Raw genomic sequence first — 15865 nt, 5'->3', positions numbered from 1 at the left:
ACGGGGATAGTTTTTGCGTCTAAACCAGTGGCGTAAGCCACACTATATAAAAGCGACTTCTTGTCGCACCATAAAACCTTTTACAGGGACAAATTGAATTATCCATACAGATCAGGGATCCCAATATACAGGTCGTAATTTTCAAGCCATACTGAAAAAGTATGGTGCTGTCTCAAGTGTTAGTAGAAAAGGAAATCCTTATGATAATGAATGAATGAATGAGCTCGAAAAAAAGTATTTAAATACATAGAGCTCTATTACAATACCAAAAGAATGCATTCTTCTCTGCATTACCTTCACCCTATTGAATACGAAAAAGCCTATTCATCATAGTAGCCTAACTTAGTGTCCAATAAATATTGACAAGTCCAGTTTTTATATTTCTTCTTATCTAGGTTATAGCAAGATAATTAATTTTTATATAGGACTTGCTTTAACAATAGCAACTCTATTATCATTTGTTTCGTTAATTTAGAAAAAAGAGTTAGATCACGGAAAAAAAGAGAAATTCCCTATTAATTTCAAGATGATTTCGGAGTTTAATTATCTAAATATTGCAAACTATCCCCTTTCTGTGATATATTACGTAATATATCACAGAAAGGGGATAGTTTTGGTGCCAATACCAAGTGATTTTTCTAAAAAAGTTAGAATGTCAGCAAAGGAACGAGCATTTTCTCAAATTCAAAGATGGATTATAGATGGAACCCTTTTACCGGGAGAGAGATTAGTAGATGCTGAATTAGCAGAGGCGTTAGGTGTTAGTAGAACCCCTATTAGAGAAGCTTTACAGCTACTTGAGATTCAAGGTCTTGTAGAATTGTTACCTCGAAAAGATACACGAGTAAAGAATATTGAAAAAGAAGATATCCTGAAGATGTATTCTACCCTTTCCTCGCTACATGCGTTAGCTGCTGAAGCAGCATCGTTAGTCATTCTGCCTGAACAGATTGAACAATTAAAAACATTAAATGCACAGTTTGGTGACGCTATTGCAAATGAAACCCCTTACGAAGCAATGGAATTAGATGAGCAATTTCATAATCTTATTATTGATATCTCTGATAATCCTTACATCTCGTCTTTTAGTTCATCACTTCAAATTCATATTCGTCGGTTCAAGTATGTATTTCTAAAACAGCCGATGAGTGGTACCCATGCCTCTGTTCAAGAACATTCAGCTATTATTGATGCAATGGAAGAACGTGACTATGAAAAGGCTTCTGTTATGATGAAAAAAAACTTAATAAGACCTATGCATGAGCTATACGAATTAATTTAATAAAGAAAGGGCGGGATAGAAGTGGATAACAAAAAAGATTTGAGGATTCGAAGTAAAGTGATTAGTGAGGGAGTAAATCGCGTTCCTAACCGAGCTATGTTGCGGGCGGTAGGATTTACGGATGCAGATTTTAAAAAGCCGATGATTGGGGTAGCTAGTACATGGAGCGAAGTAACCCCTTGTAATATGCATATCAATGAACTAGCACTTCAGGCAAAGGAAGGTATTAAAAACCATGGCGGAGCACCATTGATTTTTAATACCATCACAGTTTCTGACGGTATCTCAATGGGACATGATGGTATGAGGTTCTCACTGCCAAGTCGTGAGGCTATTGCTGATTCTATTGAAATTGTTACGAACGCAGAACGTTTTGATGGCCTGGTAGCTGTAGGTGGATGTGATAAAAATACACCCGCCTGTCTAATGGCCATTGGACGTATGAATCTACCTGCTGTGTATGTATATGGAGGAACTATCCAACCAGGAAACTTAGAGGGAAAAAAAGTCGATATTGTAAGTGCCTTTGAAGCAGTTGGACAATATCACGACGGTAAGGTAACAGACGAAGAGTTACATAAAGTGGAGTGTAGCGCATGTCCTGGTCCCGGAGCATGCGGAGGAATGTATACAGCGAATACGATGGCATCAGCTGCTGAGGCTCTTGGAATAAGTCTGCCAGGGTCTTCATCGACACCTGCTATTTCTTCTAATAAGGCACTCGAATGTAAGGAAGCAGGAAAAAGAGTAATTAATCTTTTGGAACAAGGGATTTATCCAAGAGATATTATGACTAAAAAAGCATTTGAAAATGCAATTACTGTTGTAATGGCTCTTGGAGGCTCAACTAATGCATTCTTACATCTACTTGCCATCGCTCATTCGGTACAAGTTGATTTAACAGTGGATGATTTTGAACGTATACGTGTAAAAGTACCTCATATAGCTGACCTCAAGCCAAGTGGAAAATATGCTATGCAAGATCTTAATAGCATTGGGGGTGTTCCCGGGGTCATGAAATTACTATTAGAGGAAGGTTTACTACATGGAGATTGTATAACTGTCACGGGCAAGACATTGGCTGAGAACTTGTCTGAAATAGAACCCTTGCAAGAAAATCAAACTATTATTAGACCTTTTAATAATCCTTTAAAACCAAATGGTCCACTAGTTGTACTTAAAGGAAACTTGGCTCCAGAAGGAGCAGTAGCTAAAATGTCTGGGTTAAAAAGGCTTAGTTTTTCTGGACCTGCGCGAGTATTTAATAGTGAAGAAGAGGCAACCCAATCTATTATTAAAGATGAGATACGTAAGGGAGATGTCCTTGTTATTAGATATGCAGGACCAAAGGGAGGACCAGGAATGCCGGAAATGTTGTCTGTTACAGCAATGATAGTCGGCAAAGGACTTGGGGGAGAAGTAGCTTTAATTACAGATGGAAGGTTTTCAGGAGGTTCTCATGGCTTCGTAGTTGGACATGTAACGCCTGAAGCTCAAGTTGGAGGGCCAATTGCTTTATTAGAGGAAGGAGATATTATCACTATTAATAGTGAAACGCAGGAAATCAAATTTGATATCTCCTCACAGGATCTAGAAGTGAGACGGCATAACTGGATTAAACCTCCACTTCAATTCTCATCAGGGGTTTTAGCAAAATACGCGCGACTTGTATCTTCTGCTTCAAAAGGGGCAGTGACAGATCTAGACATTTAAAGTAGATAGTAAGGTGAAAATGTTAGCTTTTAAAGCTCTTTCAGTTACATGGTTACTACAGGGGAAACACATCCACAACGGATACTGTAGTACAAGTCGATATCTATTAAAGCATAAAAATTAAAATTTTGAGCACACTATTGAAAAGGCGGAGAGATGTTCATTCTCAATCCTTCATCGTGTACTATAAATAAGCTAAAAGAAAAACCTACTATAGTCCATGATTAGTAGGTTTTTTCGCTTTTTAGGCTGTATAAGATATACAAACGTAGTTACATAATGTCTCTTAACGGAACCTCTGATTATCTAATGTGAACTAAGAGGCACCCATATTTCATCTAATGAGGATAGACTTCTTTATTGTACAGATATTTAAACGTCGGACTCCAATGCTTGAGCAAGATTGGATTTAATTCTTATATTTTCAAACGAAAGACCAAGTTGAATGGCTGTTTGGGCAATTTCTGGTCTAATCCCAGATAAGGTACACTTCACTCCAAGTAGACCAAGGGTATCAATTAATTGGAAGATTTGATGGGCCACCATTGTATCCACCATTATAACCCCGGATAAATCAATATAAAGAGAGGAAATTTGTTTGTTAGCACATTGTTGTAACGTGCTTTCCAAAATCAACTTTGCTCTTGACGTATCAATATCTCCAACCAATGGTAAAAGTGCGACATCTTTTTTTATTGTGATGACCGGTGAACTTAATTCATGAATCATTTCTTGTTGAGCTTTTAAGCGTATTTGAGAATAATCATGGTATTCTTTAGTAAATACCGTCATTACATAAGTGAAATTCTTAATAACAACACGATTCCATCTGTTAATAGTCTCTTGTGAATAAATTTCATCACTTGTCTGAACAAACTCTTGAATTAAATCTAAATATTGCTCTTGGGTAGTAAAAAACTCTTTTAAAATAAAATGAACAGGTGTATGTAAATGTTCTTCATCCTTTGAAACCGAACAAATCCATTCATCAAAATGGACAGAAAAATGCTCATGGGATTCTGTTTCGTCAAAGACTTTACAAAATCGTACGTGAAATTCATGATTTTGCTGTTTTACCTTGTCGATGACGTGTGGATCATTAGAAGCATATACACCAAGCGAGCTATCTTTATCTACTGATTCATACCATTTCTCAGTCAAAGACCATGTTCGTTCCACTAAAAAATGATATAATTTTTTATTTCTATGCATCGTTTAATATCCCCTTATATATGTTCTCTTGTTAGTAAATGGTTAAATATATACCCCTCTTTATTTTATCATGTATACGCAGAAAATCAGCATGATGGGAAATTAATCAATCAAAGTTCTTAGAAGTTTCTAAGGCTTTTTTGTGTGAAATATATAAATTAGATTAAAATTATAGAATTCTATGAATGTATAACCCATAAAAAATTAACCTAATACCAAAATTTTGATTGTAGCTAGGATATACGGTGAAATCAATGCTTATTTTCGGAACGTGGCAAACTGCTAAAACATTGAGACTACGAGAAATAGCATTTTGATAATTCTTGTGCTCAATTTTCACGTATCACGCTTTTAAAACATATGTTGTAGTCACCATTGTAAAAGGTAGGTATTACTTTTCAAGAATACATCATATGTTTAATTAGAAATGAAAGTGTATGGAAGGGAGCTATAGCGTTATGCATCGGATAAAATTTATGATTAAACAATTCCTAAAAGAGCCTTTGTGGTTTAAAATACTAATTTCTGCAACATTACTTATTTCAATTGTTTTTAGCAGTTCATTTTTTTCTAATTTGAGTTAAAGAATAAAATGAGGTTAAGCGAGCTCATCGATGTTCGCTTAACTTAGTTTCTGAAGAAACCGTGTATAGGAAGCATTTATTTGGGTGGAGGTACGTTCATGTACAATTTTAGAGTATACACGTTATGTGACCGTTCAAAGAGAATCATTAAACTAAAAGAAGGTGAACCATTTAAAGAGGAACTCCAAAGAGCAGGTATTCAAGAAACGCAAATTTTTCAGATGCAACTAGTGGAAAAACCAAAGTAATTTTAACATACACCTTTTATATAGACATAATTGTGTTAGTCTAATAAAAGCCAAATAGAAAAGAGTGATCAATCTGGAAGAAATAAAAGAGCAAGAAATAGATCTTGATAAAGTATATGACTATGCTGCATTTCCGGATAAGGTTAGTGGCCGATGCGATAACTGCAACTCATCTTACTTCAAAAGTTCTGTAAAAGGTGGCATTTTTCTACGTGAATGTAGAGAGTGCGGCATGAAGAAAAGTATATAACCATAGATGATTATATATGAGAAAGAGAAGCTTTTTACCCTTCTCTTTTTTAATTAGTAACCCCCGCCTTACAATTTTTTATTGATTATAAAAATAAACTCCCTCTACGAATACGTAGAAGAAGTTTTGTTTTTAAACAAACATATCAAATAATAAAGCCCCTCCAAAAGCAATAAATGAAAGTAATGTCTCTAATATAGTCCACGTCTTAAAGGTTTCTTTTACTGTTAATCCTAGATATTCCTTTACTAACCAGAAACCTGCATCATTTACATGTGAAAACATAAGGGATCCTGCACCTGTTGCAATAACTAATAATTCTAAGTTTACGCCCGACATATGTTCAATAATTGGTGAGACAATGCCAGCTGCTGTTGTTAATGCTACTGTAGCTGATCCTGTTGCAACTCGGATTAATCCAGCTACCATAAATGCCAAGACAATTGGCGATAGAGACAAGTGCTCAGACATTTGAGCAATTGACGTACCCACACCACTATCAATAAGAATTTGTTTAAATCCGCCACCAGCACCAATGATTAAAATAATTGATCCAACTGGAAGTAAGCATTCTTCTGTTAACTTTTTAATGATATTTTTATCCATCCCTTGACGAATTCCAAGAAGGTAAAATGCTGCAAAACAGGAAACTAGAAGTGCAATTACCGGACTCCCGATAAAGACAAAGAATTTCGTCAAGCCACTAGGTAGTGACATATATGGTACAACAACTGATAGTACCATTAAGATAACTGGTAATAAGATAATAAAGAATGAAATTCCTGTTCCTGGTAACTGTTTTGATGCCGTGGTAACACGAATTAATTCTGGCTCCCCTTCAGGAATTACACGCTTATGCACCCATTTTGCGAACAATGGTCCTGCAATAATAGCTGCTGGTAATGCAATGATTAGTGAGTAGAGAAGCACCTTTCCTAGATTGGCATTATAAATTCCGATCGCAGTCATTGCTCCTGGATGCGGTGGTACAATGCCATGTACAATGGATAATCCAGCGATTACGGGCAACGCAATTAATAAAATATTTTGCTGAGTTGTTTTACGAATCGAAATGACTAGAGGTAATAAGATTACAATTCCCACTTCAAAAAATACGGGAATACCAATAATAAACCCTGAAAACAACATAGCCCATGGTAATTTCTTGACCCCAAAGAATCTAACAAAGAAATCTGCCACTTGCATGCCAGCACCAGAATCCGACATCATTTTTCCTAAAATGGTACCTAACGCTAATATACCGACTAAATGACCTAAAACGCTTCCTACTCCAGTTTCATACGCACCGACTATTTTATCCATTGATAACCCAGACATAATAGCTAAAAATAAACTTGCTACAGTTAAGCTAATAAATGCATGCCATTTCCACCATGATACTCCAAGAATCACAATTACAATCGCTAATAATGTAATTATTAACAAATACATGTCTGTACCCATAAAAAATCCCACCTTCCCCAAAAACGTGCAAACGCTTACAAAATATCCCTAAGAAAAAGATTATAAATCTTTTTCTTACTGAGTTTTATATATCATAGTTGACAACATAATCTTGTATTTCCGTGTTGTAATATCCTTTACTATATTCAATCAAACTTCCAACTTCATCATAAGAATAACGTGATCGTTTTAATAAACTTGTTCCCTTTTTTACACCTAATTTTTCTTCCAAAAGAGAAGAAGCAGATGTAACAGAAAATTGATCTCGAAATTTTTCTAAAGAAATACCTTGGGCTTCTATCAAATCGTATAAGGATTGAACATTTAAATCTGATAATTCAATATCCTCTATGAGCTGTATTGTTAAATAATGTTTGTAATAAATATATGGCACATCATTTAGATGATACAGACGTTCGATTCGAAAACACTGCTCTCCGAATAATTGATATTCTTCTGTACCTTCTTGGTTAAAGATTACCTCTGCCCCTAATAATTGTTTACGAATTTTATGGCCATTTTCCACCAATACTTCTGTAAAACGTTTTCCTTTAGAAAGTTTTGAAATGGATTTATTTCGAATTACTTTCGTTCCTTTACCACTCTTTGTTTCAAGATAGCCATCTTTAACAAGCTCTTTGATAGCATTTCGAACAGTAATTTTACTCACATGAAATTCATCTTCCAATTGGGGCTCTGAAGGTATATTTTCTCCAATAGGATACATACCGTGTAAAATTCGATCCTTCAAGATATTTTTTATTTGTAAATATAAGGGACCTTTTTTTCGAGATACATTCACTTTCACTATTCTATTTCCTACCTTTCTACATCGTTCACTGCTTCTGTCATGGCCCGAATTATATCATCTTTCGAGGACATTGGAGTATCTCCTACAGTTGTATGGGCAAGCATTCCTGCTGTAGCAGCAAATAAGACGGTTTTTTCTGGCGAAAAGCCTTCTAACTCACCATATATAATACCACTTGTAAAAGCATCTCCTGCACCAATTCGGTCATAAACAGAGAAAGTAAGCGTTTTAGAAAAAGTAAATTCTTGATTTTTAAAGATATATGCACGTAATGAATGCGTATTATTATCATTAATAGAACGGTGTGTACCTGCTATCACAGAGATGTCATATTTTTCTGCAACAGTTGGAATTAGATCCATAAGTTGCTCTGTACGATCTTTTTTCTCTGTTTCCATGTTTAATACAAACATAGCATCCTTTTCATTCATCATAACAATATCAGCTAAATGAAACATTTCTTCATAATATGACTTTGCCTTTTCATAACCATCATCTCCCCAAAGTGATGGACGATAGTTACAATCAAAAACAACTGTTCCTCCAGTTGCTTTTACTGCTTGCGCAAGTAATTTCATATGATTGCGAACAGAATCATTCATGGCTAATGTAATTCCACAAAAATGAATGATATCTATTTGCTTAGCTATTTCTTTAAATTTATATGCTCCTTCAGAAGCTCTATTGAAGCTACTTTCTAAGCGATTGGAATAGGTGACGCGACTAGATCGCGCACCAAATCCATTTTCTAAAAAATACATGCCAATGTAGTTTCCACCCCGAGTAATAAACGAGTCTGTAATACCTAACTTTTGAAGGTATGATACTGCAGCATCTCCTACTCCATTAGATGGTAATGTAGAAACGAGATGACCTTTATACCCGAATCGAGATAGTGCTGAGGCTACATTTACTCCTGTTCCAGAGAAGGAATAGTTTAATGTGCTAGATTGAGATAATAGTTCATATCCTGGCACTTGCAAGCGCATCATTACCTCTCCAAATGCTGCAAAATTCTTAGCCATGTTGATCAACTAACTTCTTCATTGTTTCAAGCAACTCATGTACATCATCTACATTTGTCTTTCCTGTTTCTTTGTCAATAATTGATGAATAGACATGAGGAATGACTTGTGGGACATTAGCTTCCAAAGCAATACGTAAAATTGTCTCAAAGTTTTCTTTATCAATTCCACCAGTTGGCTCTAATGCAAATCCTTCTTCACCACATGCTTGTGCAACAGCACGAAACTCATCTTCTCTACTTAATCCTTTCATTGGGAAATATTTTAATGCGTTTCCTCCCATGTCACGTACCAATGCAATTGCTGTTTTGATAGGTACAATAGCATGCTCATCTTGTGCTGCACTAACTGGACCGGTTGAGATATTCACATATCCAACTTTTCCAGTTGGAGACACTAAACTATTAATCCAGCTATCCTTTTCCCCCAGATTCGCACGTGTTGCTCCAACGGCAGGAAACACTTGATTAATGTGACTACCAGGATAATACTTTGCAATTTCTGCTACTACAGCTGCCTGACGGTTATCTCCAGCGCCTAAACCGATTGATACTGCTTCATCAATTTCCTTTCCGTACTCTTTCATTGCTTTTACTGCTTCTTCGACAGTAGAATAATCCTTGGATAACACACCTACTAGCACATAACCCTCTGCTGCTTCAAATACTTCTTTAGCATTTTCAATACTATTTGCTAGCACATTTAGTGCCACTCGCTCTTTATAAAATCGTTTTGTGATGTTGGACATGTTATTTCCCTCCTACTATTTCTCGTATTCTAGACTCAATTACATGTATATCGTCACCTTTTAAAGGCCTTGGATCGATATCAAAATATCCTTGTCTCACCCCATAATCACGTGTATAAACAGCAATCTCACCTTCACGCAACTCTCTTACAACTTCTTTCGCAGTTGTATTGGATTGGTCAGGACTGATTTGAATTCGTGCACGGAATATAGCTCGACCTGCTTCATCTTGTACAATTGTCACATTCACGCCTTCTATATCCTTTAATGACATTAATGTTTGTAAACTTTCTTTTTCTTGTTCACTTTTATCTTCTTTTTCACGATACTCATCAAGGGCTTGAAGTAATCCAAAAGTAGTTTCCTTACCAACTTTCATACTTCTTCCAATACAATGTAATTGAACTTTCAACCACTCAATATAGTTACGTTTACCACCAACAATTCCAGACGTTGGACCTTCAATTGCCTTTGAACCACTATAAATAGCAAGGTCTGAGTATTTCACATACTTTTGAAGGTCTTCTTCTGCCGCAGCATCTACAATCAATGGAATATTATTTTTTTGTGCAACTTCCCACGCTTCTTCTACTGAAATCATATTTTTTTGAACAGTGTGATGAGACTTCACATAAAGGATAGCAGCAGTATTTTCAGAAATTGCTTCTTCAATATGAGTTGCTCTACCCTCATTAGCATAGCCAACTTCAATAAGCCTTCCGCCACCTAAATAAACCATGGTTTCAACCGGTGCCCCGTACTGTACGTTATGCCCTTTCAGCATAATAATTTCATTTTTTGAAATGACTTCTTGATGAAGGCGCTCGCTTTTACGGCGGTTTCCTCGTGTAACAAGAGCAGCAATAGAGAGAGCAATTCCACTTGAAGCCGAGTTAACAACCACAGCTGCTTCTGATCCTAGAATGTCAGCAATATAGTCACCTGATCTATCAACTAAATCAGCAATCTCAACATAATTTTGTCCGCCATGTTTCATTGCATCCATCACGGTATCTGTTGGTGCTGATACACCTAAAATGCTCATCCTTCCACTAGCATTAATTACTCGCTTCAACCCATATTTAGCATTCAATGAACGTTCCATTCACAACCACTCCTTTTGCTTCTATTTTTCTATTACCTACACGCTTGTCCCCTTCAGAATCAATCAATGTAACCGGCTCATTTTGAACAGAAAATAATGTTAAGTTAGCAACATCTCCAACTTGTATTCGACCGAGCTCTGGTTTTTTTAGCCAGTTCGCTGCATTAGTTGTGACTGCTTCGATCACTTCCTTAAGCGAATATCCTAAGTATAAGAATTTAGATAGTACGTTTGCCATATTGTATACAGGTCCATCCAATCGATTTTTGCGATAGATGTCAGTACTTATGGTATTTAAAGCAACCTGGTTTTTTTTTGCCGATTCAGCGACTTTAAAGGAGAAACTTGCATTGCCATGACCAACATCTAAATGTACACCACGTGCAATCGCATCACGCAGAACTTGAAGAGGCTTTCCTTCATTATCAAAAAGATTATTTTCCTTTCCATTAAGATAATGAGTAACTACATCTCCTTTTTCTAAAAGTGGGATAACTTCTTCAATGCTTGGCGGGGCCGAACCTATGTGTACCATTAATGGTAACGATGTTTCCTCAGATAGTGCCCGTGCAATACGTAATGGTTCAATACCACTATCACGAACAACACTTTTGCTCATCCGCACCTTTAATCCAATAATAAAATCTCGATACTCATTCACAGCCTGTTTTACTTTCTCTTTATTTATCCATTCTATGTTAGAGAGTTCATCCACTCTTTTTAAACCAATTCTTGAAACGTTTAAAAATGCAAATAAATTTGTTTTTGCATGCTCTCCACTCTTAACTAAATCAGCAATTCGATCTGCCCCACAACTGCCAGCATCCACAATGGTTGTTACCCCATGTTTTATACCTATCTCGTCTATCTCATCCCCATAAGGACTAAATTCAGAAAATGCATGAACATGTAAGTCGATCCATCCACTGGACACGTACATACCTGAACAGTCGAATAGTAATTCTCCAAAACCACTTCCAGGCTTTGTTATTTCAATAATCTTTCCGTTTTCAATTACAATATCAACTTGCTCTCCATTCATAAGCTTTGCATTAGATATTACAAACTGTTCTTTCATTTATCTCACCCTCTCTTTTTCTGTTACATTAGCTGCCTAAAATTTTTTAATGAAGTATATAAACTAATTTAGATACTTATAGAAGAGCATATAAACATTTTGAATATAACGTTATAATGTTATAATAACAAAACATCACATTGAAGTAAACAAAACATTATAATGTTTTGTTTACTTCAATGTGATGTTTCCGATTATTTTTTAGTCTTAATTTATTTTTTCTGAATTACGATGCTGTCAAATGTATTAATTCCTTAATAAGATTCAATATATAAAGATTTTTGAACAAATGGAGCACGTCACCTTCAACTATTTGGAAAGATTTCATAAGATTAAATATCAAAAGAATAGCATACAATTGTTTCAAGCAAATGAGTTTTTTGCATCAGGCCCATTAGAACTCTTGCTTTTTATATGTATTTAAATGATGAAATACTGCTCCTATAAATCCTGCTTTATTTCCTAAAGAAGCACTTTCTAAAATAACACGATTTTGGATCAGCTTGTACGATGGTTATTATTGCTTGAAGCATCGGAAGATGAAGAAATCACTCAAGTATTGGAGGAGATTGCAATGCAAGAAGACCAAGTGTTAAAGAAAGCAATGGATGAATGGGAACGTGTGAGTCAAGATCCAGAAGTATTGCTTGCTTATGAAGCAAGACGAAAAGCTCTTTTGAATGAAAAATCTGCTTTAAAAAGAGCTGAAAAAAAAGGAAAGCAAGAAGGACTAGAAGAAGGACGTGAAAAGACAATAAAAGCAATGGCTATTAGAATGATTCAAGAAAGAATAGATAGAAATGTAATCAGTAAGTTAACAGGTCTTTCTATAGATGAAGTTGAAAAGCTTAGACATCAGTAAATAAAAATGTTGTATCTAAAAAATAGGCTATTCTGTTTTTTGGAATCAATACAAGAAAAAGTACGTATAAAAGCAGTGTATTTCACTATTGAAATTACACTGCTTTTGTTGTTAGAGCAAATATGCTGCTAAATAAATAAAGCCTAAAACGCTCGATTTCTCTTATATTACAATAAGGTTCTATCTGTGTTCAGGATCCATTTCTAAAGATTCTTCCTCAAATTTTTGGTAAGCATTCTGTAATCCCATTATCACTTTTTTGATTTTAAAGTAGCCATTGGAATAAGCATGTGTATCACGGATTTCTTCCCACATAAAATGATACATTTTTAAATCTGATGTTTCACAAAAGATGAAATCGGTATAAGTACCGTCTCCGAATGCATCCGCGTCAAAGAATTTCACTTTAACATTCTCACTGTACTTTTCAATTATTGAATATAAATCTTTCGCAAGCTCTCTTCTTTTTTCCCGGGTTAATGCTAACCACGTTGGATAAAACTCTAATAAAATTATAATGCCATGATTTAAGTTGTTTTTGTCCATCTTATTCTCTCCTTTAGATTCACCCGAAATACAGTGCAATTATACTACTTTTTAGTATTTAATGGTAAAAATAAGTTTTCTTTACCATTTAAAAACTGGAATAAGTTAAATAGAGAAAGATCCCTACTAGGCTCCTTTAAATGCTGTAATGGAAATTAACATCATTTTTTCTTTTAATCTGTTGCGATTTTAGGCATTCTAACTTCTAGAACTCCATTTTTATAAGAGGTTCTTAACTCTTTGCTGGATAAAGGATTTGAAAAATCGCACCGTAAATTATTAGTTTTATTTAACAAAAGTGAAGGTGTTATTTATAAGATGAGGACAATTTATCTGCTTGATATACATATTTATAAAGACAACAACATCTAAAAAATATTTTTGTATTTTATGAATAAATGATTCTTCTTTTACACATGTTAACGTTGTAAACTTTAAAGGAGTTGAATAAAATGGCAAACAATAAAAATAGCAACAATAACGAATTATTAGTATACGGTGCGCAACAAGCAATCGACCAAATGAAATATGAGATCGCTAGTGAATTTGGTGTTAACCTGGGTCCTGATACAACTGCTCGTGCAAACGGATCTGTAGGTGGCGAAATTACAAAGCGTCTTGTACAAATGGCTGAGCAACAACTTGGCGGCGGACGTTTCTAAGACAATTGTAGAATGGTGGCTAAAGGAAGAATGGCGTCCATTCTTCTTTTTTTCTATGATTTAAATAAAAAGAGACACGTGCATAGCATAAAGAAGCCTCCATCAACGTTGATGGAGGCTTCTTCATTAAAACATAATTATTTTGCTCTTGTGAGGCCTTATCGCTATGTATATCGGTTCATAACGAGAGTGCCCCTCGTTCTTCGAGTAGATAAGTAAAAGCCACTTGTAGACTACAAGTGGCTTTTTGCTACGTTGAACACATTAAATGATTCACGTATCATTCCCAGCTATAGTATAACACGAATGATCATCTATTTGCTCTATAAAGATACGCTGTGTAATACTGCGTCCTCAAATGCGCATCACTTCATATCTTTGTTTCGTCAAATAAAGATCTTTCTTTTGATCATATGCTTTTTGCTTTCGAGAAGAATATTACTCTGTCCCATAGGAACGTTCTAAATGATTTCATTATCCTTTATTCTCAGTGATTCAGAATCTTTAACATTATAAAAGGTATTTACACCTGTTAACAATCACTTAAGTGGTGTAGTAGCCTTACTGTTAACCAAATAGTGAGCAATAAGATATATGACTATAAAAAATGGAAAAGATAAAATTGAATTCCATCCTGGATAGTGATAATAACCTAACCATAGAAACAAAGGTTCTGCTAAGAACGCTGTTATACTTGCAAAAATTAAAGCTTTAATAAAAGGATTGGCCTTCGGTTTAACTTGTAAGAAAAACATTACTGTAACTGGCATCAGAGCAAAATCCCATGGTATATAATCTGGCATCAATGGTATTAATTTATTATAGTATCTCCATAAGCCCATTGTCACCCCAACATAATCTAACCATGTGGATATAAACATAGCCCAAAGCCCTCCCAATAATAAAATAGTTTTACTCTCTTTATTTCTAAAGATAAACCATACTATCCATGGGATAACAGTCATAAATAATGATGTCCACCAACCAAAAGAAAAGACGATATTATCTATCCAAATTTCTGTTAATTTGCTGTGAGCATCATCTAATATTCTATATTTGTCGTCAATTTGTGCTTTTATGTCTTTTGGAGGACTGAACAATATGTAGAATTCTTCCCTTCTTTTTAATTTCACAATAATTTATTAGTTATATTTCCCATTCCAAGATTTTTTATCCGTTTTCGACTAACCTGCCTATCCTTGTTGTGTCATTTTTTAACAGTTAATCAACAATATTTTTATTTAACAAGTAACTTCGTCTAAATGTTCTATGCCAAGAGCAATAGCTTGTATGTCTTTGTATTACATTCAGTACTATTCGTTGGGACATCTTTCCTCCTTTTTATAAAAAAGATAAGCCACTAGGCCAATCCCCAGCATATTAAAAACGAGCACATCTTACATCACTACCTACTCCTCACTTACTGCAGTAAGGGTTCTTTGTTATTTTTTGAGTGGACAGGCAAGCCTACCGCAGTAGCTACATAGTATCTAAAGAATTACGAACCCACTACTTAATCAGTATCTAGCTCATTATCGCTACCGCGTTAATACAAGCTTTATATGCTTAATGACGCCCTTCATCAAATCTGTAAGGGAGCTGAGCCGAAGAGGCGAAGGGGGCGACCGGATGGGGTGAGCTGAAATAACTGAGACATAAAAGGCGAAAAAATAAAAAGAATGAAAGTAGGTACCAGCATGAGAAAAGCAAAAGGATTTACCTTTCGAAATGTCTTTCCTCCATCTCTCAAATCATCTCTTACGAGACCTCGTCCCTTCAAGATTTATTCCTTTGTTCCGTTTAGTCCACTTGCCATGCTTGACCCAACTATTTTGACCCTAGGAAGCATTGTCTTAGGAATTGCTATTATCGAACAAATATTAGAACGATGGGGTGTCATTGATCTTGTTGATCAGTTTGCGAAAGTGATGCGTTTTATCTTGCCTGTTACCTTCTATAGCGCCTTGATCTACTTTTTTGCGACATTTATGTTTTGAGGAGGAATGTTGATGTTTGAGAAGCTCAAATTACGTGGCCAACTAATTAAAGCGTTTCGTACGGCAGAGATTTACCGGGTGGTGAAACGTGGAGACCGTACCTCCTATCTGTTTCCGAAGATCCATTAAATCGATAATCATCGTACGTATGCTCGGTACGCTTTTTCCTTACTAAATGGGATTGATCCTAGTCTTCTAACGAAAAAAAGTGGGCATTACGGCAAGTATTAGGCAGCAATATCGAAATAAACGGCAGTCTGAAGAATTTTAGTATCACG

Annotated in this window: 16 protein-coding genes and 1 pseudogene; 8 read left to right on the top strand and 9 right to left on the bottom strand. The window is 35.4% G+C overall.

Going from position 1 to position 15865, the window contains the following annotated elements; translation table 11 throughout:
* Nucleotides 1–97: 97 nt before the first annotated feature.
* The 3 genes and pseudogenes from SB717_RS32585 to ilvD all read left to right on the top strand — a co-directional run.
* Nucleotides 98–333 (top strand): annotated as a pseudogene (locus SB717_RS32585) (IS3 family transposase); the annotation flags it as partial.
* 283 nt (nt 334–616) lie between these two features.
* The gene (locus SB717_RS32580) at nt 617–1282 is read left to right on the top strand and encodes a GntR family transcriptional regulator (RefSeq protein WP_410906898.1); all 666 of its coding nucleotides are present in this window, start codon (nt 617–619) and stop codon (nt 1280–1282) included.
* A 21-nt stretch (nt 1283–1303) separates the two neighbouring features.
* Nucleotides 1304–2995 (top strand): dihydroxy-acid dehydratase, encoded by a 1692-nt coding sequence (ilvD, locus tag SB717_RS32575; protein ID WP_410906896.1) that lies wholly within the window; start codon nt 1304–1306, stop codon nt 2993–2995.
* Nucleotides 2996–3367: 372 nt separating this feature from the next.
* On the opposite strand, the gene SB717_RS32570 is transcribed toward ilvD, so the two are convergent.
* A complete protein-coding gene (locus SB717_RS32570) occupies nt 3368–4207 on the bottom strand; it encodes an STAS domain-containing protein (protein WP_410906894.1) in 840 nt (279 codons plus the stop codon).
* Between the two features lie 682 nt (nt 4208–4889).
* On the opposite strand from SB717_RS32570, the gene SB717_RS32565 reads away from it, so the two are divergent.
* On the top strand, nt 4890–5039 hold the full coding sequence (locus SB717_RS32565; protein ID WP_410906892.1) for a hypothetical protein: 150 nt from the start codon (nt 4890–4892) through the stop codon (nt 5037–5039).
* Between the two features lie 73 nt (nt 5040–5112).
* A complete protein-coding gene (locus tag SB717_RS32560) occupies nt 5113–5289 on the top strand; it encodes a DUF8096 family protein (RefSeq protein ID WP_486360775.1) in 177 nt (58 codons plus the stop codon).
* A 132-nt stretch (nt 5290–5421) separates the two neighbouring features.
* On the opposite strand, the gene SB717_RS32555 is transcribed toward SB717_RS32560, so the two are convergent.
* From SB717_RS32555 to SB717_RS32530, 6 genes are all read right to left on the bottom strand, one after another.
* The gene (locus SB717_RS32555; protein WP_074683301.1) at nt 5422–6753 is read right to left on the bottom strand and encodes a GntP family permease; all 1332 of its coding nucleotides are present in this window, start codon (nt 6751–6753) and stop codon (nt 5422–5424) included.
* Between the two features lie 85 nt (nt 6754–6838).
* The gene (locus SB717_RS32550; protein WP_410906900.1) at nt 6839–7564 is read right to left on the bottom strand and encodes a GntR family transcriptional regulator; all 726 of its coding nucleotides are present in this window, start codon (nt 7562–7564) and stop codon (nt 6839–6841) included.
* Between the two features lie 8 nt (nt 7565–7572).
* Nucleotides 7573–8589 (bottom strand): sugar kinase, encoded by a 1017-nt coding sequence (locus SB717_RS32545; RefSeq protein WP_410906888.1) that lies wholly within the window; start codon nt 8587–8589, stop codon nt 7573–7575.
* Nucleotides 8582–9337 (bottom strand): 2-dehydro-3-deoxy-phosphogluconate aldolase, encoded by a 756-nt coding sequence (gene dagF, locus SB717_RS32540; RefSeq protein ID WP_410906886.1) that lies wholly within the window; start codon nt 9335–9337, stop codon nt 8582–8584. The genes SB717_RS32545 and dagF overlap by 8 nt, the downstream gene beginning before the upstream one ends.
* A 1-nt stretch (nt 9338) precedes the next feature.
* Nucleotides 9339–10442 carry a DgaE family pyridoxal phosphate-dependent ammonia lyase gene (locus tag SB717_RS32535; protein WP_410906884.1) on the bottom strand — a complete coding sequence of 368 codons (1104 nt, stop codon included), beginning with the start codon at nt 10440–10442 and terminating at the stop codon, nt 9339–9341.
* Nucleotides 10420–11520 (bottom strand): amidohydrolase/deacetylase family metallohydrolase, encoded by a 1101-nt coding sequence (locus tag SB717_RS32530; RefSeq protein WP_410906883.1) that lies wholly within the window; start codon nt 11518–11520, stop codon nt 10420–10422. The genes SB717_RS32535 and SB717_RS32530 overlap by 23 nt, the downstream gene beginning before the upstream one ends.
* A 493-nt stretch (nt 11521–12013) precedes the next feature.
* Between SB717_RS32530 and SB717_RS32525 the strand changes: the two genes are divergently transcribed.
* Nucleotides 12014–12382, top strand: a complete 369-nt coding sequence (locus SB717_RS32525; RefSeq protein ID WP_410906881.1) for an Rpn family recombination-promoting nuclease/putative transposase — start codon at nt 12014–12016, stop codon at nt 12380–12382.
* A 180-nt stretch (nt 12383–12562) separates the two neighbouring features.
* Here SB717_RS32525 and SB717_RS32520 read toward each other — a convergent pair whose 3' ends face one another.
* Nucleotides 12563–12928, bottom strand: a complete 366-nt coding sequence (locus tag SB717_RS32520) for a darcynin family protein (RefSeq protein ID WP_176586180.1) — start codon at nt 12926–12928, stop codon at nt 12563–12565.
* A gap of 452 nt (nt 12929–13380) precedes the next feature.
* Here SB717_RS32520 and SB717_RS32515 point away from each other — a divergent pair, with 452 nt between their 5' ends.
* Nucleotides 13381–13590, top strand: a complete 210-nt coding sequence (locus SB717_RS32515; RefSeq protein ID WP_410906879.1) for an alpha/beta-type small acid-soluble spore protein — start codon at nt 13381–13383, stop codon at nt 13588–13590.
* Between the two features lie 539 nt (nt 13591–14129).
* Here the strand turns inward: SB717_RS32515 and SB717_RS32510 are convergent.
* Nucleotides 14130–14690: a CBO0543 family protein gene (locus SB717_RS32510; RefSeq protein WP_410906877.1), complete on the bottom strand. Its 561-nt coding sequence runs from the start codon at nt 14688–14690 to the stop codon at nt 14130–14132.
* 597 nt (nt 14691–15287) lie between these two features.
* Between SB717_RS32510 and SB717_RS32505 the strand changes: the two genes are divergently transcribed.
* A complete protein-coding gene (locus SB717_RS32505; protein WP_410906875.1) occupies nt 15288–15587 on the top strand; it encodes a hypothetical protein in 300 nt (99 codons plus the stop codon).
* The last annotated feature ends 278 nt before the right edge of the window (nt 15588–15865 follow it).

Source organism: Priestia sp. SIMBA_032 (assembly GCF_046535215.1).
Taxonomy (GTDB): Bacteria; Bacillota; Bacilli; order Bacillales; family Bacillaceae_H; genus Priestia; species Priestia aryabhattai.
Note: the sequence above shows the minus strand (reverse complement) of the source record. Positions and strands in the feature narration are given on the sequence as shown.

Bases quoted from the DNA above. Each gene is read 5' to 3' on its own strand.
- SB717_RS32570 (WP_410906894.1), bottom strand. From the start codon at position 4,207: ATGCATAGAAATAAAAAATTATATCATTTTTTAGTGGAACGAACATGG.
- SB717_RS32565 (WP_410906892.1), top strand. From the start codon at position 4,890: ATGTACAATTTTAGAGTATACACGTTATGTGACCGTTCAAAGAGAATC.
- SB717_RS32555 (WP_074683301.1), bottom strand. From the start codon at position 6,753: ATGGGTACAGACATGTATTTGTTAATAATTACATTATTAGCGATTGTA.
- SB717_RS32545 (WP_410906888.1), bottom strand. From the start codon at position 8,589: ATGGCTAAGAATTTTGCAGCATTTGGAGAGGTAATGATGCGCTTGCAA.
- dagF (WP_410906886.1), bottom strand. From the start codon at position 9,337: ATGTCCAACATCACAAAACGATTTTATAAAGAGCGAGTGGCACTAAAT.
- SB717_RS32535 (WP_410906884.1), bottom strand. From the start codon at position 10,442: ATGGAACGTTCATTGAATGCTAAATATGGGTTGAAGCGAGTAATTAAT.
- SB717_RS32530 (WP_410906883.1), bottom strand. From the start codon at position 11,520: ATGAAAGAACAGTTTGTAATATCTAATGCAAAGCTTATGAATGGAGAG.
- SB717_RS32520 (WP_176586180.1), bottom strand. From the start codon at position 12,928: ATGGACAAAAACAACTTAAATCATGGCATTATAATTTTATTAGAGTTT.
- SB717_RS32515 (WP_410906879.1), top strand. From the start codon at position 13,381: ATGGCAAACAATAAAAATAGCAACAATAACGAATTATTAGTATACGGT.
- SB717_RS32505 (WP_410906875.1), top strand. From the start codon at position 15,288: ATGAGAAAAGCAAAAGGATTTACCTTTCGAAATGTCTTTCCTCCATCT.